This is a genomic window from Novosphingobium clariflavum, assembly GCF_026420865.1.
Taxonomy (GTDB): Bacteria; Pseudomonadota; Alphaproteobacteria; order Sphingomonadales; family Sphingomonadaceae; genus Novosphingobium; species Novosphingobium clariflavum.
Genome location: NZ_JAPCWC010000001.1, coordinates 41,612 through 65,297, shown reverse-complemented (window position 1 = coordinate 65,297; position 23,686 = coordinate 41,612). Strand labels below are relative to the sequence as shown.

Sequence of the window (23,686 nt, the reverse complement as noted above, 5' to 3'; positions counted from 1 at the left end):
CTTACGCCGCATCGAAGCTGTGACGGGAGAGCGGCATGCTGCGCACGCGCCGTCCGGTCAGCGCCGAGACCGCATTGGCAACCGCCGGCGGCACCGCAGGCAGCGGCGGCTCGCCGATGCCGCCCATCTTTGCCCCGCTCTCGACGATCTTGACATGCACGCGCGCCATGCGGTCGGGCGGCAGGATCGGGTAGAGATCGTAGTTGCGCGCGGCCGGCATACCGTTTTCGTAGACGGTCTCCTCCAGCAGTACTTGCGAGAGCCCGAGGGTAACGGCCGAATTGACCTGCGCCTCGACGATGGCCGGATTGACGATGCTGCCGGGATCGATCGCTTCCCAGACATCGTGGACCATGACTTGGCCCTTGACGATCGAGACTTCGGCAATCGCCGCCGCCTCGGTGCCGAACGGCGAGGCCATGGCGATGCCGCGCGCGCGCCGGCTGCCGTCCGCCGCCGTGAAGGGACCGCGCTTCCAACCGCCCGACAGTTCCGCGACGGCATGGAGCAGGTTGGTCAGTCGCACATTGCCTTCCAACAGCGCAAGGCGCAGTTCATAGGGGTCCTGCCCGCCCTTGTCGGCCATCTCGTCAAGGAAGCACTCGTAGAAGAAGTCGTTCATCGAATTGCCGACCGAGCGCCAGTAGGCAAGCGTCGTCGGGTTCTTGACGAAAAGCTGGGCAATCCGCTTGTCGGGGATCGCGTAAGCCTTCTTGGTGATGCCCTCCAGCGCGGTATCGTCCAGTTCGGCGCTGCGCTTGTTGGCGATGCCCTCGGTCGGCCCTTCGGTCACGCTGACCGCTTCCAGCGCCACCGGACGGCCCTTGTCGTCGAGCCCGCCGCGGAACCGCACGACCGCCATCGGCCGCAGCGGATCGCGCAGGAATTCCTCCTCGCGGCTCCAGATCAGCTTGACCGGACGGCCTACCGCCTTGGCCAACTGGATCGCCTGCGGATAGGGATTACCGCCGGGATAGAGGAAATGGCGGCCAAAGAACCCGCCCAGCAGCGGGCTGTGGATCTTGACCTGCTCAGGCGCAAGCCCGGCAAACTTGGCCACTTCCGCCTGGAACATCTCCGGCGCCTGGTTGGGCATCCACAGCTCCAGCGAACCGTCCGGGTTGAAGCTGGCCAGCGCAGAGGGCGGCTCCAGCTGGGCATGGTGGACGTACTGGCTGCGATACGTCGCCTCGACCACAGTGGCAGCACCGGACAGCGCCTTGGCGGCATCCCCGCTGATTTCCGCGTCCTGGCCAGGGCCCTTCTCGTTAGCGAGACGCTCGGCAAAGGCCTCGGTCGAAAAGTCGGCGGGCATGTATCGAACGTCAGTGTCCTTGCCCGGATCCTGCCACTCCACCCTGAGCGCCTCGGCCGCGCGCTTGGCATGCCACCAGCGCTCGGCCACGACCGCCACGGCGCCGCCGATGCGGTGCACCGAATGGACCCCGCGCATGGCCGCGACTTCCGCCTCGTTGGCGATGCTCGCCACCGTGAGGCCCAGACGCGGCGCATGCTGGACGGCCGCATGGAGCATGCCGTCGACCTTGCAGTCGATCGCGTAGATCGCCTTGCCGGTGGCCTTGTCGTGCATGTCGAGCCGCGCGACCGGCTTGCCGATCCAGCGGAAGGTGGCCGGGTCCTTGAGCTTGACGATCGCAGGATCCGGCACCGCAAGGTCGAGCGCGCCGCCCGCCAGCTCGCCATAGGCCAGCGAGCGCCCAGAACCGGCATGAAGCACCCGCCCGGGCTCGGTGGTGAGTTCGGCCGCGGCCACGCCCAGCCGGTGCGCCGCCGCCTCCAGCAGCATCATGCGCGCACTGGCGCCGAGCCGCCGCATCGTCTCGTACGTCAGGCGCACCGACATGCTGCCGCCGGTGATGCGCATGCCCCCGTCCATGACCTGGAACACCTTGCCCGCAGGCGCCGCCTCGACCACGAAGCGCGCCGGGTCCATGTCGAGTTCCTCGCCGACGATCTGCGCCATCGCGGTGAACACGCCCTGCCCGCCTTCCATGAACGGGCTGAGGAACCGCACAGTGTTGTCGGGGCGGATTTCAAGGAACGCGGGGACGCGCACCGGGATCGGCGCAGGCGCCGCGGCCTGCGCGCGGGCAGTGCCCACTGGCAGGCCGAAGCCGATCACCAGCGCGCCGCTTGCAGCGCCCGCCGTGCCCAGCAGCACGCCCCGGCGCGAGATGTTGACCGGATCCTGCGCCGGGAAGCGAGCCTCGCTATCGGTTACGGTATGGCTGTCGAGGAGAGTGGCCATCACGCGTCCTCCTGTCCATCGGCGGCGCCTTGACCGGTTTCGCCTGCCTTGCCGCGCCGGGCCAGCAGATAGGCCGAGCCCGCGACCACCGCAGCGCCGCCTGCCACGGCGGCAGCAACCGTCGCAGTCGATGGCCCCTCTGCGTCTTGCGCCCCGCCCGCCGGCGCGGCGGCAGCGGTATCGGCAAGCCCGGCGAGGTCGGTCAGCGCCGCATGAATGGCGTTATAGGTGCCGCAGCGGCACAAGTTCACCATCGCCGCGCGGACATCCTCCTGGCTGGGCCTTGCCTTTTCCTTAAGCAGGGCGAGCGCGGCCATGACCTGGCCGGACTGGCAATAGCCGCACTGCGGCACCTGGTGGCGGACCCAGGCATCCACCACGCGCTTGCCGATCCCGTCCTGTTCCACCGCCTCGATCGTGGTCACGGCCTTGCCTGCCACGCTGTCCAGCGGCGTCACGCAGGAGCGGGTGATCACCCCGTCGACCAGCACCGAACAGGCGCCGCACTGGGCCAGCCCGCAGCCGTATTTCGTACCCGTCATGCCGAGTTCGTCGCGCAGCACCCAAAGCAGCGGCATGTCCGCCTCTGCCTCGACTTCATGCGCCTGTCCGTTGACCTGGAGTTGCATCGTCGTTCACCTGTCCGCCAATCGTGCGACCGCCAGCAAACATCATCCGCGCCTTCCGGCGGAAAGGACGTCACACGTCGCCGGTCGGAACGCGGATCTGGCCGATATTCCCGGCGATCCCTGTTGCCCCATCCTATCGCGCGGGTTTGCGGCCAAGGCAATGCCGCAGCGATGTTTTTCGCCGCCGGACCGGACCGATCCATTCAACAAGGCGTTGAGCGGGGCTCAACGCACGCGGTGCCGCCCTGATACCATTTATTACGGGTGCGCCCTTGGTGCCTTTATTGCAAATGCTACGCAATCGCCGTAATCGGCAGAACAGAGGGCCTGAACGGCCTTTCGCACCAGGGGAGCCCAATAGGGGCGGCGCAGCGCATGGCGGCGTCTCGGGATGAGGCTGCCCCGGTGATCATCGCCTGCACGAAGGGAAGCGTAATTCCGATGCGTCACGCCAAGTTTGCACTGCTGACCGGCGCGCTTGTCGCCCCCGTCGCCACCGCGGCTTCCGCCGCCACTGTCACCGTCACCCTGCCGCGCGTGCCGGTCGCCGAATACAAGAAGCCCTATGTCGCAGGCTGGCTGGAGCCGGTGGGCGGCAATGGCCAGATCCGCTCGGTCTTCGTGTGGTACGAAGTCGCCAAGCGCGGCGGCAACGAGGCGGGCACCAAGTGGCTCACCGACTTGCGTTCGTGGTGGCGCAAGGGCGGACGCTCGATGCGCCTGCCCGCCGACGGCGTCAGCGGCGCGACGCGCGGGCCGGGCACCTACACGATCCCGCTGCCCAAGGACCTGGCCCCCGGCAATTACGTGTTCAACGTCGAGGCCGCGCGCGAACATGGCGGCCGCGAACTCGTCTCGGTGCCGATCACCGTGCCCAAGAGCGGCGGCCGCACCAGCGGCAAGACCGAACTGGGCGCCGTCACCGTCTCCACCCGCTGAGGAAGCCAGGACCATGACATCGCCCCTTCGCCGCTGGCGCCTTGGCGCCGCCCTGCTCGCAGGCCCCGTGCTAGCTGCCATCGGCGCGCCTGCCGCGCAGGCCGACAGCCCGTTCATCCTGCCTTCGACCACCAGCCTTGCCGGAACCAGCGGCGTGGTGACCTTCGATGCCGCCGGATCGGACCACGTCTTCTCGATGGACCATCGGCCGATCCAGCTCGCCTCGATCACCGCCACCCGCCCCGACGGCACGGCGGCCGAACCCTACAACGCGGTCCAGGGCCGATTCCGCTCGGTGTTTGACCTCAAGATCGACCAGGAAGGTACCTGGAAGATCTCGAGCGGCCAGACACAGGTAAGCGGCACCTTCATACTGGACGGCGTAGAGCGCCGCGTCGGCGGCCGCGGCGGCCCGCCGCGACCAGCAGGCGCCCCTGGTGGAATGGCCGGCCCCGGCGGTCCGGGAGGCCCAGGTGGCCCCGGCAGCCCTGGCGGCCCCGGCGGTGAAAGCCGCCTGCCGCCGGTTGCACTGCAGGACATCCCCGCCAACGCGACCGACCTCCATCTGGTGGAAAACATCTCGAAGACCGAGACCTTCGTCACCGCAGGGGCGCCCACGGACACGGTGTTCAAGCCCACCGGCACCGGACTGGAATTCGCCCCCATCACCCCCCCCAACTCGGTCGCAGCGGGCGAAGTAGCGCAATTCCGCTTCCTGATCGACGGCAAGCCGGCGGCCGGGGTCAAGGTCACCGTCATCGCCGGCGGCGTGCGGTACCGTGAGGAGACCGGCGAAACCGAACACACCACCGGTGCCGACGGCGTCGTGACGATCAACTGGCCAAGCGCCGGACTGTACTGGATCCATGCCGAGGCCGAGGACAAGCACCCGAGCGAAAAGCGCGCCGAGGCCCGCAAGATGTCCTACGCCGCCACGCTCGAAGTGATGACGCCGTAACGCCCCTCGCCCTTCCGAAAGCCCATGCAAGGCCGGCAGGCGGTTCCCGATCGGGGCCCACCTGCCGGCCTTTTTCATGCGCGCCCCCTGTCCGTGCCCTCGATTGCGCGGAGGTCATGGCAAGGGGCGGGCTATGCACGTGACGAAACTGCAGCGCGCGGGCAATGCCCCCGCGGACGTCCGGGCCATTGACATTGTGACCTATTAGGAAACAATGTTTTGAACATCGCCGACCAAGATGCGCAGACAGCCGTCGCCAGATCGCCCCAGAACTCTTGCATATCCGAAGAAAATTGCGTATTTTTGCCGAGATTCGCGCGCCGCGGTGTTTCCCCGGGGAAATATTTTGTATCCGATAAGGATACAATCAACCCGTTGGAAACCGCTTCACAGGGAATGACAAAGGATGGATCTCGAGGACTTGCGCAGCTTCGCGATGGTGGTCCGTCACGGCGGGTTCTCGGCGGCGGAACGCGTCACCGGCGACGCACGCGGCAAGCTGTCGAAGCGGGTAGCCAAGCTGGAACGCGACCTCGGCGCACGCCTGCTCGAACGCTCCACCCGCAGCGTGCGCGTCACCGATGTCGGGCTCGAAGTCTACCGCCAGTGCGAGATCATCGAGGAAGGGCTCGCCGCCACGCGCGCCGTGGCCCAGCGCTCGCGCGAAGATGTCAGCGGGCTGCTGCGCATCGCCTGCCCGCCCGGACTGTCCCGCTTCCTCGGGGCCGAGGGCCTGGCCTCGTTCCTCACCCGCTATCCGCAAGTGCGGGTCGACATGCACCTCACCAGCCGCCGGGTGGACATCATCGGCGAAGGCTATGACATCGCCTTGCGGGTGGAGCTGGAAAAGGAAACCGACCTGTCGCTGACGATGCGCCAACTGGGCCGCGGCCAGCGCATCCTGGTGGCCGCCCCGCGCTTCCTCGCCGATCTCGCCGCGCCCGTCGCGATAGACATGCTGGCGCAGATGCCCACCCTCTCGGTCGGCGAACATGCCGAGCAGCACCGCTGGGAACTGGTCGACGACGAGGGCGCGCAGCGGCGCATCCTCCATCATCCGCGCCTTTGCAGCAACGATTCCAGCATCGTGCGTGACGCCGCGCTCGAAGGCCTCGGCGTCGCCCTGCTGCACGAACGCGCCTGCCGGCAGGACATTGCTGCCGGCCGCCTCGAACGGGTCCTGCCGCAATGGCACACTACCGCCGCCGTACTGCACATGGTCTTCGCCACGCGCCTCGGCATGTCGGCGGCGCTGCGCGCCTTCATCGACCACTATGCCGATCAGCCGTTCTTCACGCTGGAAGCCCCGCCGCTCGCCACCCGCTGATCGGGCACGGCCGCATGCAGCGCCGGTCCAGAATCACGTCACGGCTTGCGGTTCCACATTCCCGGCATCGGTCCGGTCCTCTTCGAAGCGCTGCTTGAACAGGTCGAACGGCTCGTTCGCCGGGTTCGCCTCGCGGAACTTCGTGCGCCCCTCGTCCTTGAGGTAGTCGGCATAGAGCATCGTCGTGGTGCCGACGCGGCGCACGGAGAGCACCGTGTCCATCTGCTCCATAAACACGCCCAGCTTCTCGATCGGCGCACAGGCGAAAACCTGGAGGTTGAACTCGCGCAGCAGGGCCAGGCAGGAGTTGACGTTACCGCCGTCAAGCGCGTTGAACGCCTCGTCAAACAGGATGATGCCAAGGCCGAGGTTGTCGCGATTGTCCTCGGTGGAATGGCACACGCTCGACATCGCGCAGGCCATGGCGATGTAGAACGGCACCTGCTTCTCGCCGCCCGAACCGCTGCCCTGCCGCTTGGCATAGTCCGAGGTGACGCGCTCACCGTCGAGCGTCGTCGTCACCAGTTCGAATTGCAGATAGTTGCGATAGTCGCTGATCTGCTCAACGTTCTCGCCCTCGTCGATCATGCGCTTGATACGCTCGACGCCCTTCATCAGGCTGGGTTCGAGACCAGACGCGGCGCCGCCCTCCTCGAACAGCGCGCCGACGTCGATGCTGTTGAGCTGGACGCGCCGCGCGATCTCGACGATCTCGGCATAGAAGCGGTCCGGCTTCACCTCGATGCGGTAGAGTTCGCCGTGGAACGGGCGCAGTTGCAGGCTGCGGTTGAGCGTGCGGATCTGCCGCTTGGCACCCTCGATACGGTCGTGCAGCTTGACCAGCATGTCGGTCTTCAGCGAAGTCTCGATCGAGCTGCGCGCTTCCTGCGCCTGATCGCGGTACTCGCTCAGCGTGTTGTTGACGATGGAAGCCTGCTGGCCCTCCAGCCATGCAAGCTGCGCCTCGGGCCCGGCCTCGCGGTCGAACTGTCCGGCGATCCCGGCATCGTGGGCATAGGCATAGGCCTTCTGCGGCGCCTGCCCCAGAAGCTGGTTGACCCGCGTGCGGGCCTTGGCCGCCTGATCCTGCGCGGCATTGCGCAGCGCCGGCAGCACCTTGCCATGCTCGGCCAGCAGGAAATCGAAGTCCCGCAGTGCGGCTTCCCGCTCGGCGGCGGCGAGGACGTCGCGTTCGGCAAACATGGCTTCGGCCCTGGCGAACTCGTCCCGCGCGACCGCGAGCTTTTCGGAAGCACTGCCGACGAGGTGGCCGGAGACGCGCTGCGCCTTCTCGTCGTTCTTCAGTTCCTCCTCGTATTCGGCAAGGTCCGCCTTGAGGCCGACCAGCCGCTCGCGGATCTCGACCGGGCGCTCGCCCTCGAGGGTGCGGATATTGTCGCGGATCTGGGCAACGCTTTCCGCCGTGCTCTGGCGGGCGCGTTCAAGGTCGTCGAGGCTGCGGCTTCCGGCGACATCGAGGAAACGCTGGATGTCCTCGACCAGCGCCTTCAGCGCGCCCGCCTGCGCTTCGCTGCTGGCCAGCGAGCGTTCCTGCCCGGCGACCAGTTCTTCCAGCACCGGGATATTCTTGCGGCTGGCTTCCTTGCCCAACCGGTGGACCTGCGCCGGGCGGCGGTTCTCGATCGAACCGCCCGAGGCGAAGAGGCAATCCGGGGTAACGGCGCGGTCGTGCCGCAAGAGGTCGTGCTCGGTCTCGACCCGGCGCACGCCGTTCATGCGGCGGTTGATGAAGGCCCGCGCGTGGGGATTGTCCGTCTCGATCACGTCGGCAAGGCTGCCGGCCGCGGCAAGCTGCGTGCCCTCGCCGGTCTTGGTCGTGTTGACGATCTGGGTGCCGGGATAGTCGCGGCGCTGGCGGCGCAGCAGGGCGATGGCTTCCTGCGCCTGACGGGGCTCGACCACCAGCGCATCGCGCGCGGCGCCGAGCAGCGTTTCGGCCGCATCGACCCAGCGCTCGTCGGTTACCTCGACCAGTTCGGCAATCGGCCTTGCGGCAATGCCGTGCGCTTCGAGATAATCGATCAACCGCGCCGTCGGCCCTTCGACCAGCGCACCGCCGCGGGCGAGGGTCTGCAACTGCTCGCGGTTCTCGCGAAGCTGGCCGCGCAGCGTGGCGCCGGTCCGGAGATGGCCCTCGCGCGCGTCCTGCGCGGCGGCCACATAGCGCACCAGGGGATCGACGAGACGGGTGACGATCTGGTCGATGTCGCGCGCGGCAAGGCCTGTCTCGCCGGCAACGCGGCTGCGCAGCGCCTCCAGCGCTTCCTTCGCGCGCAGATATTCACCCTCGCCGTACGTCAGCAACAGCCGGTCGGCGAGGCCCGCCGCGCCGCCGATGGCGGCGAAATAGGCCTGATAGTCCTTGTCCGCCTCGGCATGGGCGCGCTGGGCGATGGGCAGGTTGAGATCGCGGAACTCGCGGATCGCCTGTTCGCGCGTGTCGTTTTCCAGCGCGCGCGAAATCTCGCGGATTTCCTCGGTCACGCGGGCGATCGCCTCGCGCGTGCGGGTCAGGCGGCGGTCGGCCAGCGCCTGTTCTTCCAGCTTGCTCTCGTGCTGGATGGTGACGAGGCGCAAGTGCTCTTCCAGCCGGTCACGCTCGGCCTTGCCCGCCACCCAGCGCAGCCGGGTTTCCTCCGAGGTCTTGTCGGTGAGCTCGCGGTAGGCGGCAATCGCCTCGCCAACCTGCTGCTTCTGGACTTCGAGGTCCTCGATCTTCTTGAGCAGCCCGCGCCAGGTCGAGACCGACTTGCGCAGCGCCTCGACATCGAGCCCGGCGGGATCGAGCAGGAACTCGCGCACGAATTCGGTGGCCGACTTCATCTCGCGGATGCGCAGGCCGTTCTTGAGCGTCTTGAGGAACTTCTCCGGGTCCGCGTGATGCCCCTTGCCGCCCAGCACCGTGAGCACGCGGCGGGTGAAATGGGTGGGCCGGTGGCCAAGGTTCTCGAAACCGGGAACCTTGCGCAGCCGCGCGGTCAGTTCGCCCCAGGGCAGGACGTAAGGCGCACCGTCGACGTCCTCCAGAAAGTCGCTGTCGCGCAGCGACTGGTCGGGGGCGATGAAGGCGCCAAGCACTTCCTCGTTCTGCTCGCCGTCGACCGCGCTCATGCCGATGCCCACGGTCCAGCACTTGCCGTCATGCTCGCGCTCGAACACCAGCGAGACATAGCTGATGCAGTTGGAGCGCAGCGTCTCGCCCGCCACGCGGCCGAGGCAATAGTCGAAGACGGAACGGTTCTCGCCCACCTTGCGCGTCTGCCCGGCGGTGACGTTCGCACTGGCATTGAGCTGGAAGTAATTGCGATTGTTACCGGTAAGCACGACCTGGATCGCGTCGAGGATCGACGACTTGCCCGCGCCGTTGGGGCCGATCAGCGAAGTGCTGCCCCGCAGGTCGATCGACAGGCGTTCGAAGGTGTACCAGTTGATCAGGTTGATGCGGCTGAGCTTGATCATTCCGCGATCTCCTCGTGTTCGCGCGCTTCGATCGGAGCGGCCTCTGCCCCGGCTTCCTCCGCATGGCTGGCGGGCAATTGCCCCTGCGCCTCGGCGGCGAGCCTTGCCTGCGTCGCGGCGATCCATTCCTCGATGCGCGTCTGCCAGGCATCGCCGGTGACGCTGCGGATCGAGGGACGGATGGTGATGCCCACGCCGTTTTCCAGCGCGATCTCGTCGCCCAGATCAATGAAGCGGCGGCGGCGGAACGCGTCGAGGATCTTGCGCACGCGCGCCCATGGCGGACGCGGCCGGGCGACCCACTGGTCATAGCGCTCCATCACTTCCATCGAGGTCGTCTCGATGTGGCCGAATTCCTCCTGGCTCATCGTCAGCACGCCCTGCTCGAACGTGGCGCGCAGCGCCAGCAGCACGATCGTCTCGTCCACCGAAAGCACGGTGCGCGAAAGGCTCTCCTGCGGGCGCAGTTCGATCATCATCTCGTCGGCGCGGATCACCAGATCGCGCCCGAGCGCGTCGAACAACCCGCGAAAATAGGCCGCTTGGCGCACGATGAGATCGTAGGTGCCTGAGGCATTGTAGTCATCGCGAAACAGGCATTGCTGGGCAAGCAGGCGGTCCGCCGCCCGCACCATCATTTCCTTCGAGACATCGCGGTTCTGCGGGCGTTCCAGCAGCTCTTCAAGGTCGTACAGCGTGGCGGCGGTCATTGTTCTGCACTCGGAAAATCGGGAGAAATGCGTTCGATGCGGAAAGCGGAAAAGACCGACCAGTCGGTCTCCACGACACGCCCCGGGTCATGGATCACGCGGAAACGCCGCAGCAGTTCCTTGTTGCCGAACATGTCGAGCTGGCGGGCGCCTTGCAGCAGCAGCGCCTGCTCGGGGCTGTCGATGCGGAACTGGCCCGCATCCAGCCCCTCGTGCGCCCCCAGATTGCGCTCGATGTAGTCGGCGATCTTCTGCGGAGTGACGGCCAGTTGCAGCAGATAGACCTTCTGCGACTGGTCATAGGCGATCAGCGCGGGATCGACCTCGACCCGGCGCACCGGGCTGGGCGCCGCGATCGGCCTCCGCATCGTGGGCGAGGCAAGGCTTTCCGGCCCCCAGTGGCGCACCGGATCGGCCAGCTCCGAGGGGACCTCCACCGGCTCCTCCCAGTCGCTTGGCACGGCGGCCACGGCGCGCAGCAGATGGGTGAGGCGCAACAGGCTCGAACCGTCGACCTCGTTCATGTAGCTGACGGTGCGGGCGATCCGCTGTTCAAGGCGGCTGCGGAAGGCGTCGATATCGTCGAGCCGTTCCTCGGCCGCATCGAAGATCCGCTTCACTTGCGCGAGATGCTGGCGGACCTTCGATAGCGCGGTGTCATGATTTCCAGCCAGCCCCTGCGCGACGTAGCCCTGCGCAAAAGCGGTCACCACGGCCGGATCATGCTCGTAATCGGAGATCATCTGGATGATCCGGTTACGGTGACGGAACGGGTTGTTGGTGGTCTTGATGACCCGGTAATCCGAGATCAGCACGTCCTCCACGAAGTGGAAGAAGCTCGCCAGGATGCGGGTGGGCTGCGGATCGGAAACGATGCGCTGCTCGTGCGCGCGCAAGTTGCCGATGATCGCCGAAAGGTGCTGCTGGAACCGCCGCGCCCGCAAGGCCGCATCCGCCAGCGAGGAGGCCTTGTCGAGCGGATTGTCGCCCAGCCGCTCGATCACGCTCTCGAGCGCGGCGATGGTCCCGCCGAAGTGAACCGCCTCGCCCTCCTCGATCGCGCTCAGCGTTTCGAGCAGCATCGAGACCGAAGCGTCAAGATCGACCATCTGCACATAGCCGCGCGAATGTTCGACCAGCCAGCCGGCCTGCTTCAGCCGGAGGTAGACATTGTGCGGGTTCTGGCTGGCATCGGCATTGGCGGCATCGGACGAAAAGTCCTCGGCAATGTCGGAAAGCCGGTCGATCTGGGTGGCGATGAAGGCGACAAGATCGTCCTTGCGGACCTGGTCGGCGTAGTTCTCGCCGAAGAACGCGCGGTAGACCCAGAGGATCAGGCGCGCATAGTCACGCCGCGCGGGCGAGGACAGCACCCCGAACAGGCTGGGCGGCAGGTGCCCGAACAGCGCATCCCGCTTTTCCTGCCCATTTTCTCCAGTACCGCCGCTTTGCATCGAAATCCCATGATCGCCTCCGCGAGAATCAGCGGGTCGGCGCAAGGGGGCGGCACATAGGAGCGCGCCGCAGCCACGGCAACTGCATGGAGCAGACTGTAAACAGGGCGATCAACAGGGATGCGGCGACCCGTTCCGCACGAAACGCCACCCGGCGGATGTCCGCTCCTACACCACCGTCACCGCGGGGCTTTGCCCAAACACGCCTTCGACACCGCTGACGATCCCGCGCGTCAGCACCCTTGGCACTTCAACTGCAAACCCGCGCGTGACCAGCCCCTCTACCGCCCAGCGCACGCAGAAGTCGGCGGCGACACCGACGACCGTCACGCGGTCGATCCCCGATGCCACCAAGGTACCGAAAAACAGGTCCCGCTCGATACGCGTGCCCTGCTCCGTCACCAGTTCCAGGCCGGGCTCCGCCCACATGTCGAACACCCCCTTGTCGAGCGTGTAGACAGGAATGCCCGCATCCACGGCGGCAATGTCGAGCACGCTCTGCCAGCCCGGCGTCGCCTTGTCACAGTGGATCGGAAACTGCCGGGCCTCGCTGGAGGCGGCATAAGTCACCGGATCATGCGTGTCGAAGGTCAGCAGTACGCCAGCCGTTTCCGCAGGCGTCAGCGCGGCAAGCCATTGCTGCATGGGCGCGACGATGGCCTCGGCATCCGGCACCGGCAGCGCGCCCGAGGCTTCGACAAAATCGCGCTGCATGTCGACGACGATCACGAAACTGCGCATGGCGGATGGTCCTTCATCGGTATTGGGTCGTGAAATCATTGTTAGGCGAGGCGAACTGCACGGCAAGCGGCAAGCCCGCCGCCTCCACGAGTTTTGCCGCAAGGGCATCGGCATCCCCGGTGACGACCGCGCCCCGCTCAAGCCAGGCGAGACACCCGCCCCGCGCCTGATCGAGGCAGGTCAGGGCCAGCGAAGCGGTGATCGCCAGTTCCCCGCCCAAGCCGCGACCCAGCCCGAGATCGGCGGCAATGCGTTCGCCCAGCCGTTCGGGGCAGAGCAGGCCGAACCGCAACGTCTCCTGCCAGGGGTTGGCATGGTTGGTGGCATCCTCCACCACGAACCACCCATCGATAGCGCGTTCATCCTCCATCGGCCCGCGCCCGTGCCGGGTCAGATAGCAACGCGTGGCGTAAGTCACCTCGAGCGCGGAAATCCCCGCCTCGCCGGCAATCGCGGCGATATTGGCCAGCCCCGTGCTGGAGCGGGTAACAAAGGGGAAGCCCTCTGCCCCCTGATCGAGCAGCAGCCCCTGTGCCGCCTCGAAGATCACCGGCCCCTGCCTGCCGAGCGCGGCATCGCCGGAGAGTTCCACGCGGGATCGGAAGGCGGCGCATTGGTCCAGGAAGCGCTCCAGCACGCCATCCGCCGATGCATGCTCCAGCGGGCCGTCATGCGGATCGAGACCCAGTTCGGCTGCCCGAGCGCCCAGCCATGCACTCCGGATCGCATGCAATTTGCCGCGCAGATCCGCGCTCCACAGATCGGCGACGGTGAGTGCAAAAGCCGTCTGCTCGCAGCGCCCCACCGTCTCCCCGAAACCGAGCCCGCAGCTGCCATGCCGCCCTTTGCCGCGCGCCAGTTCGGCCGCCTGGTTGACCATCATGTCCCAAGGCGTCGTCACCCAGCCACGCGGATCGGCGGTGATGCGGGGCGCAAGGCCCATGGCGCCCAGCGCCGCGCACTCCTCGGCGAGCAGGATCGGGTGCGACACCATGAAGCGAGAGAGATGCGTGGCCGCACCGCGCAATGCTGCCGAGCCGATATGGTGGAACACGTGCCGCTGACCGCCGGTCTCGACCGTGTGCCCGGCCTGCGCACCGCCATTGCTGCGCACTACGACCACCTCCGGGCCAAGCGAGGCAGCCAGCCAGTCGACCGTGCGCCCCTTACCTTCGTCGCCGTAGCTGGCGCCGATCACTGCCTGCGCACGCATGTCACTCGCTCCCCCATCCGCGGCCGCCAGGCCCGCCTTCGGCAAACCGCCGCAGCGGCTCCGGCAGCAGCGCGGCCAAGCCTCCGGCAGAGCGGCGCGGACGACCGCTCGCCGCCTCGATGGTGGCGACAATGGTTTGCGCCAGCCGCGTGGGATCCTTTAGGTGGATCACCCGCTCGGGCAGGATCGCTTCCCAGGACGCCCTGACCTTGCCCATGTTACGCGCCGCGTAGCTGCCGTCGACGATGATGTGAAACACCTCGTACCCGGCGCTCGCCAACCGCACCGCCTCGCGCCCGGAAATGCCGCGCCTTGCATCAAGACCCAGGACCCGTGCCAATTGGTCACGCTCGATCCCGTCAAGCACAGGCTCGTCACCCACCGTGAACAGGAAACCCTTGCGACCGCGTCTTTCCTGCGCGTCATGCACCGTCTTCAATCCGGCAAAGGCATGGGCAAGGCAATAGCTCTCGCCATCGTTGCCGCCCCCACCGCCTTCCAGCCAGAGTTGGCGGAGCTGCTCGACGATGCGCAAGTCGGCCTCGAACTGGGTGACCTGCAGGGGCGCCCGGTCGCAATAGGCATCGCCGATCGCCATGGCCATGACGTGCGGATCACTTACCGGACGGCGGTCCATCAGCGCGGTGAACGTTTCGTTGAGGCCGCGCACGACCAGTTCCTCGGCGAGCATGCCCATCGATCCGGTGACGTCGACGCCGATGATGATCGGCGTCGCTTCCGGGTTCTGCGCGCTGTCGCGCGATTCGCGCTGAACCACCCGGGCGGGGTCGAAAGCCTTGTCCATGCCCAGCGCGCCGAACAGTTCGCGGCGGCTCCGGCCATGGATCGATCCGGCAGCATAGGCTTCCCAATCCCGCGCGCTCCAGTTGCCATGTCCCATCGTATGGTCTCCATCTGCCGACTCAATAACCGACATTTTGCATTTTAATTTATAAGATGCAATATGCAGTTTATGAGCAATCCATCTGATCGACCCATCCTGACTGTCGACATCGTGCCCCTGACGCTCGCAAATGGCCGTCTCTGCGTGCTGCGCGCGCTGCGCCCCGAGGCCCCGTTCGCGGGCCGCGCGGCGCTGATCGGCGGTTACGTCCACACTGACGAGGACCGCCATCTCGGCGATAGCGCCCGCCGTGTGCTGACCGCCAAGGCCGGGCTCAGCGCACTCTACGTGGAGCAGCTCTCCACCTTTTCCGGTCCCGATCGCGATCCGCGCGGCTGGTCTGCCAGCGTCGCCTATTTCTCGCTTTCGCCCCTCACCGCGCTGCAACCGGCGCTGGAGGCCCCCGGCCTCGAACTGGTGCCTGCGGACGAGGCGGGCGGCATGCCGTTCGACCATGACACGATCCTCGCCGCCGCGCTGGCGCGGCTGCGCGGCAAGGGCGCCTATTCCGACTTGCCCGCGCGCTTTCTGGAGGCGGAGTTCACCCTTGCCGAACTCCACGCCGTCTACGAGATCGCGCTTGGCGAGACACTCAACATCGATGCCTTCCGCCGCAAGGTGATGGAGCGTGGCTTCATCGAGGAAAGCGGCGCCAAGCGCCGCGAGCCCGGCGCCAATAGGCCCTCACTGCTCTATCAGCTGAAAGCGGGCCACGCGGTGTTCGACCGCCGGATGTAACCGCTACCGCCCCACCCTGCTCCGCTGCCACCTTTTCCTGACCGGCGCGGGCCGCTATCGATTGTTCCAATGCCTGCCTCCCCCCAAGCCGCAGCCCCCCGCGCGGCATCCGTTGACGATCTTGCCCGCGCGGCCGACTTTCTCGCCACCAGCGAGGACTACCGCGTGCTGCGCAAGCTGCGCCCGATTGCGCGCTTCCACGTCCCGCGCCCCGGCAGCGAGGGCCGCATCGGCGTTGCCCTCGACGTCGAGACGACCGGGCTCGACCACGAGGCGGACCGCATCATCGAACTCGCCGTCCAGCGTTTCCGCTACGATGACGCCGGACGCATCGTACAGGTCGGACAGCCCCGCGTCTGGCGCGAAGACCCCGAGCGCGCGCTCGATCCGCGCATCACCAAGCTGACCGGTCTCACCAATGCCACGCTCGAAGGACAGGCGATCGACGAAGCGGCAGCCATCGACATCCTCGCCTCGGCAGACCTCATCGTTGCCCACAATGCCGCATTCGACCGGCCCTTTGTCGACCGGCGTCTGCCCGCCATCGCCGACAAGACCTGGGCCTGTTCGATGGCCGAACCCGACTGGCTGGAACTCGGTTTCGACGGGCGGGCGCTGGCTTACCTCGTCTCGCAATGTGGCTGGTTCTACGAAGGCCACCGGGCCGAGAACGACATCCTCGCGCTGATCTACCTGCTGGCGCACGGCCTGCCGGACGGCCGCACGGTGATGGCGGAACTCATCGCCCGCTCCGAGCAGCCGGGCTGCCGCGTCAATGCCGTCGACGCCCCGTTCGGCGCCAAAGACCTCCTCAAGGCCCGCGGCTACCGCTGGAACGCCATCATGCGCTTCTGGTCGAAAGAAATTCCCGAGGTCGAGCGCGACGCCGAAGAACTATGGCTGAAGACCGAGGTCTACACCGGCCACGGCAGCCCGGCACTGCACCCGGTTACCGCTTGCGACCGCTACAAGGGCTTGTGACCGGGGGGCTTGTGACCGGGGGGCTTTTGACCCGGGGAGGCGTTTGACCGGGAGGGCCCATCACCGGGCAGGTTCATACTGCATCTGCCGGGCCGTCCTGCGCGCAAGGTCCGGCCCCGCAAAACGGGCGACAAGGTGCAGGCTCATGTCGATCCCGGCGGAGATCCCCGCCGAGGTGACAATGGCGCCCTGATCGACAAAGCTCACGCCCTCCACCACCCGGACGGCGGGGAACATCCGCCGCATTTCCGGGATGTCGTCCCTGTGGGTCGTGGCCTCCCGCCCATCGAGAAGTCCGATCCTCGCGAGGATGAAAGCCCCGGTGCAGACCGAGGCGGTCAGGGCCGCCTGACCAGCGGTCCGGCGCAGCCAATCCAGCGTGACGGGATTGGCCAGCGGTTCGTCGACAATCCCGCCGGGCACGATCACCACGTCGCATCGCGGCGCATCGTGGAAGGCATGATCCGGCATGACCTTCAGCCCGTGACGCGCGGACACTGGCGCTGCCGTCTCCGCGATGGTGACGACTGAGAAGGGCCCGTGCTCCTGCCCTGGCCTGCGCGGAGCGATCCGCGCTGCGACCGAAAAGACCTCGTAAGGCCCCGCGAAATCGAGCACTTCCACGTCCCGGAACAGCAGAATGGCCACGGTCAGGGGGCGTTCTGCCGTGTCGATGGAGGGCAAGGGTGCTGGCTTCGTCATCTCGGCCAGCGTAGCGTGGATGGGCCGGAATGTCTGCCCGCCCCGAACACCGGCAAGGCCGGAAACCACCGGTCCCGTACGCGACCGGCAGCCTCCACGGCCAGCGATCAGATTGGCATGCCGGGCGGGATCGCCGGGGCCGCGCCGGGGGCGATGGCGCGGGCAAGGGCGTCCTTGTCCTCGAGCATCCGCGCCGTTCCCCGTGCCCAGCGAGCGTCCTCGCCGCTGCCGCTCACTTTCGCGAGGCCGCGCGCTTGCTCGTGAAGCTTGTCGGTGAGGATCGCGGCAATGTCGCCGGGCATGTCCTTGTCGTGCGCGGCCCGGGCGATCGAAACCAGCGTACGATAGGCGATCCGCCGCCCGACCGCCGAACTGCGCCCATCGAGCGTCGCCGCGATCAGCTTGTCGACCAGTTCATCGACGCCCAGCAGCGATGCTTCGTTCTGGTGCTGGAGATAGACGCGGGTCAGCCGCGCCGGCGCCAGCAGCGAATCCAGCGTGACTTGCGCGGCGACGTCGGCCGCCACCAGCGGATCGAACGCGGAAGCCCCGGCCGTATCGAGCACTTCGGTATCGAACTGCGCATCCCCGCGCCCGTTGACGCCGTAGGACAACAGGGGCAGCAGCCGCGCCGGTACGGTCAGCTCCTTTTCGGAAAGCGTCGCCAGCAGCGCCGAAAGCGCGGCCTCCTGCTTGTCCGCCGCCGCAGGCGTGGGCAGCGCGCTGCCGTCGCCAGCCACCGCATAGGTGTAGTTCACACCGCCCACCAGCTTGCCGACGGCGTCGATCTCGTAGCGATGGAGCAGCCACATCGGCACGAACTTGCGCCGCAAGTTGGACAGCGCTTCGCCCGGACGCAGGACAGCCGGGCCGAAATTGTTCATGGCGATGCGGCGCACTTCCATGATGTGCTGGAGGTCAGGGGCTTCGTCCGCGCCGTCCGTCCACATGCTGTCGCCCGGCACCCCGAGGTCGGCGCTACGCCCGTCGATATCGGTCATATAGCGCATCCCGGCCTGCTGGATCGCCAGCGCCTTGGCGGCGGCAGCCTTGTCGTGGTCCTGCCCCGGCTGCGGCTGGCCATAGAGCCAGTCGACAGTGAACTTGTCCCAGCTGCCGATGCCGCTGGCATAGGCATCGCCAAGGTCGATTTTGCCGTCCATGACGTTCATCCGGGCAATCGGATAGTCCATCACCGAGGTGCGATCCTGGGTCGAGCCTTCGAAATTGTGCACGAAGCCGATGGCATGGCCCACTTCGTGTGCACCGAGCTGGCTGATGCGGGCGAGAGCGATCCGCACTGGATCGTTCGGCCCGCCGGTATTCTCCTGCGCGGTGCCGACAAGGCTTTCGTAGAGGATGACATCCTGCCGCACGCGCAGCGCGCCCAGCACCACGTTACCCTTGATGATCTCGCCGGTGCGCGGGTCGATCACGCCGCCGCCATAGGACCAACTGCGGGTCAGGCGGTCACCCCAGTTGACGACATTGTAGCGCACGTCCTGCGGATCGGCATCGGGCGGCAGGATCCTGACCTGGAACGCATCGATGTAGCCCGCCGCATCGAAAGCCTGGTTCCACCACGCCACACCTTCGGCCAGCGCGGTCCGGATCGGCTCGGGAGCCGCTCGGTCGATATAGAAGACGATCGGCTTGCGCACCCTGGAACGCGATGCTGCGGGATCGAGCTTGTCGAGACGGAAGTGGTTCGCGAGCTGATACTGCACATCCTCGCCAAGCGGAGTGCCGAAATCGTAAACCTGAGTACCGTGCGAGCCGGAACGGATGTCAAACCGGCGCACGGTGAAGCCAGCATCCGGCAGCCTGACCAGCGAGTGATGCACGACAAAGCTGACCTTGCGGCCGTCCGGGGCAATATTGTCCACTTCCTTGCCGGGACTGTCATTGGAATAGGTCTGCACCGCCTCCAGTTCAATATTGTCGGGAAACACCTTGACGGCGGAAGGGTCTGCGGCGCTCAGGCTCTCGTCCAGCTTCCAGCCCTTGGCGTCCTGGCCCAGCGCGCGAGTGATATTCATCGTGTCACGGGTGAGGAACGGCGCGATGTCGATCGTCACCGCGCCGTCGGCATCGGCGGCGACAACATCGACCATGCCCACCGTGCTGAAGGGAAAGCTCTCGCGTGCGCCCTTTTCGATTTCGGCAGCACCACTCGCGCGGAAACGCGGGTTCTCGTAAGTGATCGCCACCTTCCTGCCAAAGCGCCGGAAGGCGAGCAACTGCGTATCCCCCAACATGCCATGGTCAAGCCGGACCGGGGCAGAACCGAGGCCGACCTTGAGCGCCGTGGCATAAAGAAAACGCCCACTCACGCCGTCCTTGTCGGGCGCAGGCAGCTTGAGCAGGATGCGCCCGCTCTCCTTGTCGACGCTGACCGGCAGCAAGGCGCCATCGCTCGAAGCCACCGTCACCGGAGCCGCCATGGCGGCAAGGGGCAGCGCGGCCCCGCCCAGCAACAACCCCAACGGGAAGGCAAGCGTCGCGGCGCGCGAACGGCGCGAAGAATGACGCGAGGTGCGACACGGCATGTAATATCTCCCTGAAATTCACGGCGAAAACCCCGGCCTTGCGCCATCCGGACCCTGTACGACAATCTTTCGTGCCGCTGCGATCAAGCTATCACAACAAAGCATGCGTAACCCATCAAAGTGCGGCAATTTTCACACGGGTATTGATCGATTCATGTGCAGAACGATCAAAAGCAGGGGAAAGTCGAAGATGATAGAGATCGAAAGGACCGACTATCGCATCTTGCAGGAGCTATCCCAAGACGGTCGCATGTCGGACGTGGCACTGGGCGAACGCGTGCACCTTTCCAGCACCGCCGTGGCCCGCCGCCGCAAGCTGCTGGAAGAACGCGGCGTCATCAAGGGCTACAACGCGCAACTCGACATGGGCACGCTCGACCTCAACATGGTCGTCATCATCATGATCGAACTGACGTCCCAGGCCGAACATGTGCTCAACGAATTCGAGCAGGCGGTCGTTGCCTGCCCATCGATGTCCTATTGCAGCTTCATTTCGGGGGAAACGGACTTCCTGATGTTCGTTCACGTCCGCTCGTTCGAGGATTATGACAAGGTCTACCGCCGCGAACTCTCCACCCTTCCCCATGTCGCCAAGATCCGTAGCAGCTTCGTCATGCGCAAGGTGCTGGAGCGGACACTGCCGCCGGTGCTGTTCGGCTCCGGCGCAGGCGCGGCGAATCTACAGCGCCATCGGTCGATCGAGACGGTTTGAAACCCCAAGGCCCTGCCGCGCAGCGTGCCGAAATCCTGCGCGCGACGGCACGATCGTGATGGATTCCAGCGCGGAGGCTGCGCAATTCGGCAAAATGAGCAAGGATGCTTCAGCGTAGTTATGTTATATATTTTGACAACAGCATGAAATGTTCAATCACATCTAGACGTTTTTTAAATGATAATATAACCAAACCTATGTAAGCGACTGAACAAGACTGTAGCACACAATGGCCATAAGCGCCCTCCAGCGTCTTCGGGTCGCGTAAACATATAACAGAACAGAAATGGCGCCCTGACCACAACGGACAAGGCGCTCGTGGCGAAGCCTGCCCTTGCAATGGAGGGGCTGCGCGACGGGGAGAAGGTGTGCCCGGAAGCGTCGTGAAGACTGCCTATGAGGGGGCCCATTATGTTTTCCAGCACGACCGCCTATCCTGTGAACCATTCCGGGGCGCGGTTCCATCGGGCTCGCACGCTTGCCCATGCCCGCCTGACGCTGCTTGCCGGCGCCGCATCGCTGGCGCTGGGCGCCGCTGCGGCACACGCCCAGGACACCGCCGCGACCACCGGCGGCGATGAAGCCGCCGCACCCGCAGGCGATATCGTCATCACCGGCAGCCGCATCGTGCGCGACGGCTACAGCGCGCCGACCCCGGTGACAGTGCTGGGAGCGCAGGAAATCAACGCCCAGAAACCGGCCAACATCTCCGACTTCGTCAACCAGCTTCCCGCCATCACCGCTGGCAGCACTTCAGCCAACAGTTCAGGCAGCCTTTCCAACGGCAACGCAGGCATCGCCTCGGTCAACTTGCGCGGCCTCGGCGCGGGCCGCACGCTGGTGCTGCTCGACGGCCAGCGCTCGGTTGCCTCGAGCGTGAACGGCACGGTCGACGTCAACACCATCCCGCAGGACCTGGTCGAGCGCGTCGAAGTGGTGACCGGCGGCGCTTCGGCGCAATATGGCTCGGATGCGGTCGGCGGCGTCATCAACTTCATTCTCAACAAGAAGTTCACCGGCCTCAAGGTCACCGCCGACGAGGGCCTGTCGACCTACGGCGATGGTTTCAACTACCGGCTTGGCGCCACCGCGGGCCTGTCGCTGCTCGACGACCGGCTGCACATCCTGCTCAACGGCAGCTATTTCAAGCAGAATCCGGTCACCTCGATCAAGCGCAGCTGGAACGACAGCGCCTATTTCCAGATCACCAACCCGAACTACACCGCCTCCAACGGCGAGCCCGAACGCCTGGTCGGTTCGGGCTATGCCCCCTATACCTACACGGCTGGCGGCCTGATCACGTCCGGCGCGCTCAAGGGCACCTATTTCCTGGGCGAGGGGCAGACCGGGCAACTCGACTACGGCACCTACAGTTCCACCTCCAGCCCCTACATGATCGGCGGCGATACCGACGTAACGCTGGCCGGACATGTCGGCACCAATTCACTGCTTCCCGATGAAAGCAGGATCTCGGTCTTCAACCGTACCTCGTTCGACGTGACGAGTTCGATCGAGATCTTCGGTCAGGTATCCTACAATCGCTATCACGGCATCAGCGACTACCAGCAGACCCCCAGCACCGGCGTCTCGATCAAGTCGGACAACGCCTATCTGCTGACCCAATATCCCGAAGTGGCCGCGGCGATGGCGGCAAACAACCTGTCGTCGATCACCATCGGCACCAGCAATGCCGGCTTCCCGGTGCCGGGCAGCAACAATACCCGCGAAGTCTACCGTTATGTCGGCGGCGCCGACGGCAGCTTCAACGCGCTGAGCCGCGACTGGACCTTCAACGCCTATTTCCAGCACGGCATCACCAAGTCCCACGAAGAGCTGATCAACACCTGGAACACCGCGCGCATGGCGCTGGCGCAGGACGCGGTGCTCTACAACGGCCAGATCGTCTGCCGCTCGACCATCACCGATCCCGGCAACGGCTGCGTGCCGATCGACCGCCTCGGTACCGACGGTCCTTCGGCCGAAGCGCTTGCCTATATCTACGGCGACGCGCAGCCGCAGCGCGACCAGACGATCAAGCAGGATGTCGGCGCAGTCAGCTTCAACACCCAGCTGTTCGACATGCCCGCAGGCCCGGTGGCCGTGGCCTTCGGCGGCGAATGGCGCAGGGAATCGATCAACGGATCGGTAGAGTCCCAGTTCAACTCGGGATGGCTCTACGGCAACTATCTCGTCAACAAGGGGGCCTACAACGTCAAGGAAGGCTTCGTCGAACTCTCGGTCCCGGTCTTCACCGGCTTCGACATCGACGCCGCCGGCCGCTATACCGACTATTCGACCTCGGGCGGCGTGGCCACCTACAAGATCGGCGCGACCTGGCAGCCGATCCCGGACATCAAGCTGCGCGGCACCTACAGCCACGATATCCGCGCGCCCAACCTGCAGGAACTCTTCGCCGCCGGCACCGCGCGCACCAATACCGTGATCCTGCCCGACAATGCGCCGCTGACCGGCTCGCAGCAGTTCATCGAGAACACCGTCGGCAATCCCAACCTCAAGCCCGAGAAGGCCAATACCTGGACCGCGGGCGTCGTTGTCTCGCCGCGCTTCCTGCCCGGCTTCACCGCCTCGTTCGACTATTACGACATCAAGATCACCGACGCGATCGGCTCGGTCACGTCGCAGAACACGGTCGACAACTGCTACGAGCTTGGCCTGGCCGACTACTGCGCCAACATCGTCTATTCGGGCGGCGCCCTCAGCACGATCACCATCCAGCCGTTCAACTTCGCCAGCCAGCGCGAAAAGGGCTTCGACGTTGCCGCCAGCTATCGCACCGCGATGTCCGCCATTTCCGAGAAGATCCCCGGAAACTTCAGCATTTCTGCCAATCTCACCCACTACATCTCGAACGTGGTCGACAATGGCGTCTTCCCGATCGACTATGCCGGTGTCAACGGCGGCAGCCTCTCGGGCAGCTACTCCTCACCCAGCTGGGTCTATCGCATCAGCGCCTTCTACGACATCGACCCGGTGACGCTCAACTTCGTCACCCGCGGCTTCAGCGATGGAGTCTACGGCAACGATTATATCGAGTGCACCTCCAGCTGCCCGGCCTCGACCACGCAGTACCGCACGATCAACAACAACCACATCAATGGCGCGATCTACTTCGACACTTCGGCCAGCGTGAAGCTGCGCAGCGCCGGGCGCGAGGCAACGCTCTCGGTGGTGGTCAACAACCTGCTCAACCGTGCGCCCGAACTGATCGGCAACGGCCCGAGCGGCAACAACGTGCCCGCCTACGCCCAGACCAACCGGTCGCTCTACGACGTGATCGGACGGACCTACCGCCTTTCGATCTCCGTCTCGCTGTGATCCCCGGCGGGGCCGTTGTCCCCGCCGGCCTGACCTGTGTTTTT

General features: G+C 66.0%; 17 protein-coding genes. 7 read left to right on the top strand and 10 right to left on the bottom strand.

Annotated features, from left to right (window positions below; genetic code table 11):
- Position 1 precedes the first annotated feature (1 nt).
- Entirely contained in the window at positions 2 to 2,269 is a 2,268-nt protein-coding gene (locus OKA11_RS00235; protein ID WP_267218601.1) for a xanthine dehydrogenase family protein molybdopterin-binding subunit, read from the bottom strand.
- On the bottom strand, positions 2,269 to 2,898 hold the full coding sequence (locus OKA11_RS00230) for a (2Fe-2S)-binding protein (RefSeq protein WP_323748293.1): 630 nt from the start codon (positions 2,896 to 2,898) through the stop codon (positions 2,269 to 2,271). The genes OKA11_RS00235 and OKA11_RS00230 overlap by 1 nt, the downstream gene beginning before the upstream one ends.
- A 441-nt stretch (positions 2,899 to 3,339) precedes the next feature.
- Between OKA11_RS00230 and OKA11_RS00225 the strand changes: the two genes are divergently transcribed.
- The 3 genes from OKA11_RS00225 to OKA11_RS00215 all read left to right on the top strand — a co-directional run bounded on the left by OKA11_RS00225 (position 3,340) and on the right by OKA11_RS00215 (position 6,122).
- Positions 3,340 to 3,837 (top strand): DUF2271 domain-containing protein, encoded by a 498-nt coding sequence (locus tag OKA11_RS00225; RefSeq protein ID WP_267218210.1) that lies wholly within the window; start codon positions 3,340 to 3,342, stop codon positions 3,835 to 3,837.
- A gap of 13 nt (positions 3,838 to 3,850) precedes the next feature.
- Positions 3,851 to 4,795 carry a DUF4198 domain-containing protein gene (locus OKA11_RS00220; protein WP_267218209.1) on the top strand — a complete coding sequence of 315 codons (945 nt, stop codon included), beginning with the start codon at positions 3,851 to 3,853 and terminating at the stop codon, positions 4,793 to 4,795.
- 406 nt (positions 4,796 to 5,201) lie between these two features.
- Entirely contained in the window at positions 5,202 to 6,122 is a 921-nt protein-coding gene (locus OKA11_RS00215; RefSeq protein WP_267218208.1) for a LysR family transcriptional regulator, read from the top strand.
- Positions 6,123 to 6,155: 33 nt separating this feature from the next.
- Here the strand turns inward: OKA11_RS00215 and OKA11_RS00210 are convergent, their stop codons facing one another.
- From OKA11_RS00210 to OKA11_RS00185, 6 genes are all read right to left on the bottom strand, one after another.
- A complete protein-coding gene (locus OKA11_RS00210; RefSeq protein WP_267218207.1) occupies positions 6,156 to 9,602 on the bottom strand; it encodes an SbcC/MukB-like Walker B domain-containing protein in 3,447 nt (1,148 codons plus the stop codon).
- Positions 9,599 to 10,312, bottom strand: coding sequence for a DUF4194 domain-containing protein (locus tag OKA11_RS00205; protein WP_267218206.1), 714 nt, complete (start codon positions 10,310 to 10,312; stop codon positions 9,599 to 9,601). Before OKA11_RS00205 ends, OKA11_RS00210 begins: the two co-directional genes overlap by 4 nt.
- A complete protein-coding gene (locus OKA11_RS00200) occupies positions 10,309 to 11,766 on the bottom strand; it encodes a Wadjet anti-phage system protein JetA family protein (protein WP_267218205.1) in 1,458 nt (485 codons plus the stop codon). The genes OKA11_RS00205 and OKA11_RS00200 overlap by 4 nt, the downstream gene beginning before the upstream one ends.
- Before the next feature lie 168 nt (positions 11,767 to 11,934).
- A complete protein-coding gene (locus tag OKA11_RS00195; protein WP_267218204.1) occupies positions 11,935 to 12,507 on the bottom strand; it encodes a cysteine hydrolase family protein in 573 nt (190 codons plus the stop codon).
- Positions 12,508 to 12,520: 13 nt separating this feature from the next.
- Positions 12,521 to 13,720: an adenylosuccinate synthetase gene (locus OKA11_RS00190; protein WP_267218203.1), complete on the bottom strand. Its 1,200-nt coding sequence runs from the start codon at positions 13,718 to 13,720 to the stop codon at positions 12,521 to 12,523.
- A gap of 1 nt (position 13,721) precedes the next feature.
- On the bottom strand, positions 13,722 to 14,621 hold the full coding sequence (locus tag OKA11_RS00185; RefSeq protein WP_267218202.1) for a hypothetical protein: 900 nt from the start codon (positions 14,619 to 14,621) through the stop codon (positions 13,722 to 13,724).
- Between the two features lie 72 nt (positions 14,622 to 14,693).
- Here OKA11_RS00185 and OKA11_RS00180 point away from each other — a divergent pair, with 72 nt between their 5' ends.
- The gene (locus OKA11_RS00180; RefSeq protein WP_267218201.1) at positions 14,694 to 15,362 is read left to right on the top strand and encodes an NUDIX hydrolase; all 669 of its coding nucleotides are present in this window, start codon (positions 14,694 to 14,696) and stop codon (positions 15,360 to 15,362) included.
- Positions 15,363 to 15,431: 69 nt separating this feature from the next.
- Positions 15,432 to 16,343, top strand: coding sequence for a 3'-5' exonuclease (locus OKA11_RS00175; RefSeq protein WP_267218200.1), 912 nt, complete (start codon positions 15,432 to 15,434; stop codon positions 16,341 to 16,343).
- A 60-nt stretch (positions 16,344 to 16,403) separates the two neighbouring features.
- Here OKA11_RS00175 and OKA11_RS00170 read toward each other — a convergent pair whose 3' ends face one another.
- A complete protein-coding gene (locus OKA11_RS00170) occupies positions 16,404 to 17,045 on the bottom strand; it encodes a DJ-1/PfpI family protein (protein WP_267218199.1) in 642 nt (213 codons plus the stop codon).
- A gap of 107 nt (positions 17,046 to 17,152) precedes the next feature.
- Positions 17,153 to 19,594, bottom strand: coding sequence for a zinc-dependent metalloprotease (locus OKA11_RS00165; RefSeq protein ID WP_267218198.1), 2,442 nt, complete (start codon positions 19,592 to 19,594; stop codon positions 17,153 to 17,155).
- Positions 19,595 to 19,784: 190 nt separating this feature from the next.
- Between OKA11_RS00165 and OKA11_RS00160 the strand changes: the two genes are divergently transcribed.
- Positions 19,785 to 20,306 (top strand): Lrp/AsnC family transcriptional regulator, encoded by a 522-nt coding sequence (locus tag OKA11_RS00160; RefSeq protein ID WP_267218197.1) that lies wholly within the window; start codon positions 19,785 to 19,787, stop codon positions 20,304 to 20,306.
- A 411-nt stretch (positions 20,307 to 20,717) separates the two neighbouring features.
- Complete coding sequence (locus OKA11_RS00155; protein ID WP_267218196.1) at positions 20,718 to 23,642, top strand: TonB-dependent receptor domain-containing protein; 2,925 nt, start codon at positions 20,718 to 20,720, stop codon at positions 23,640 to 23,642.
- Positions 23,643 to 23,686: the final 44 nt, after the last annotated feature.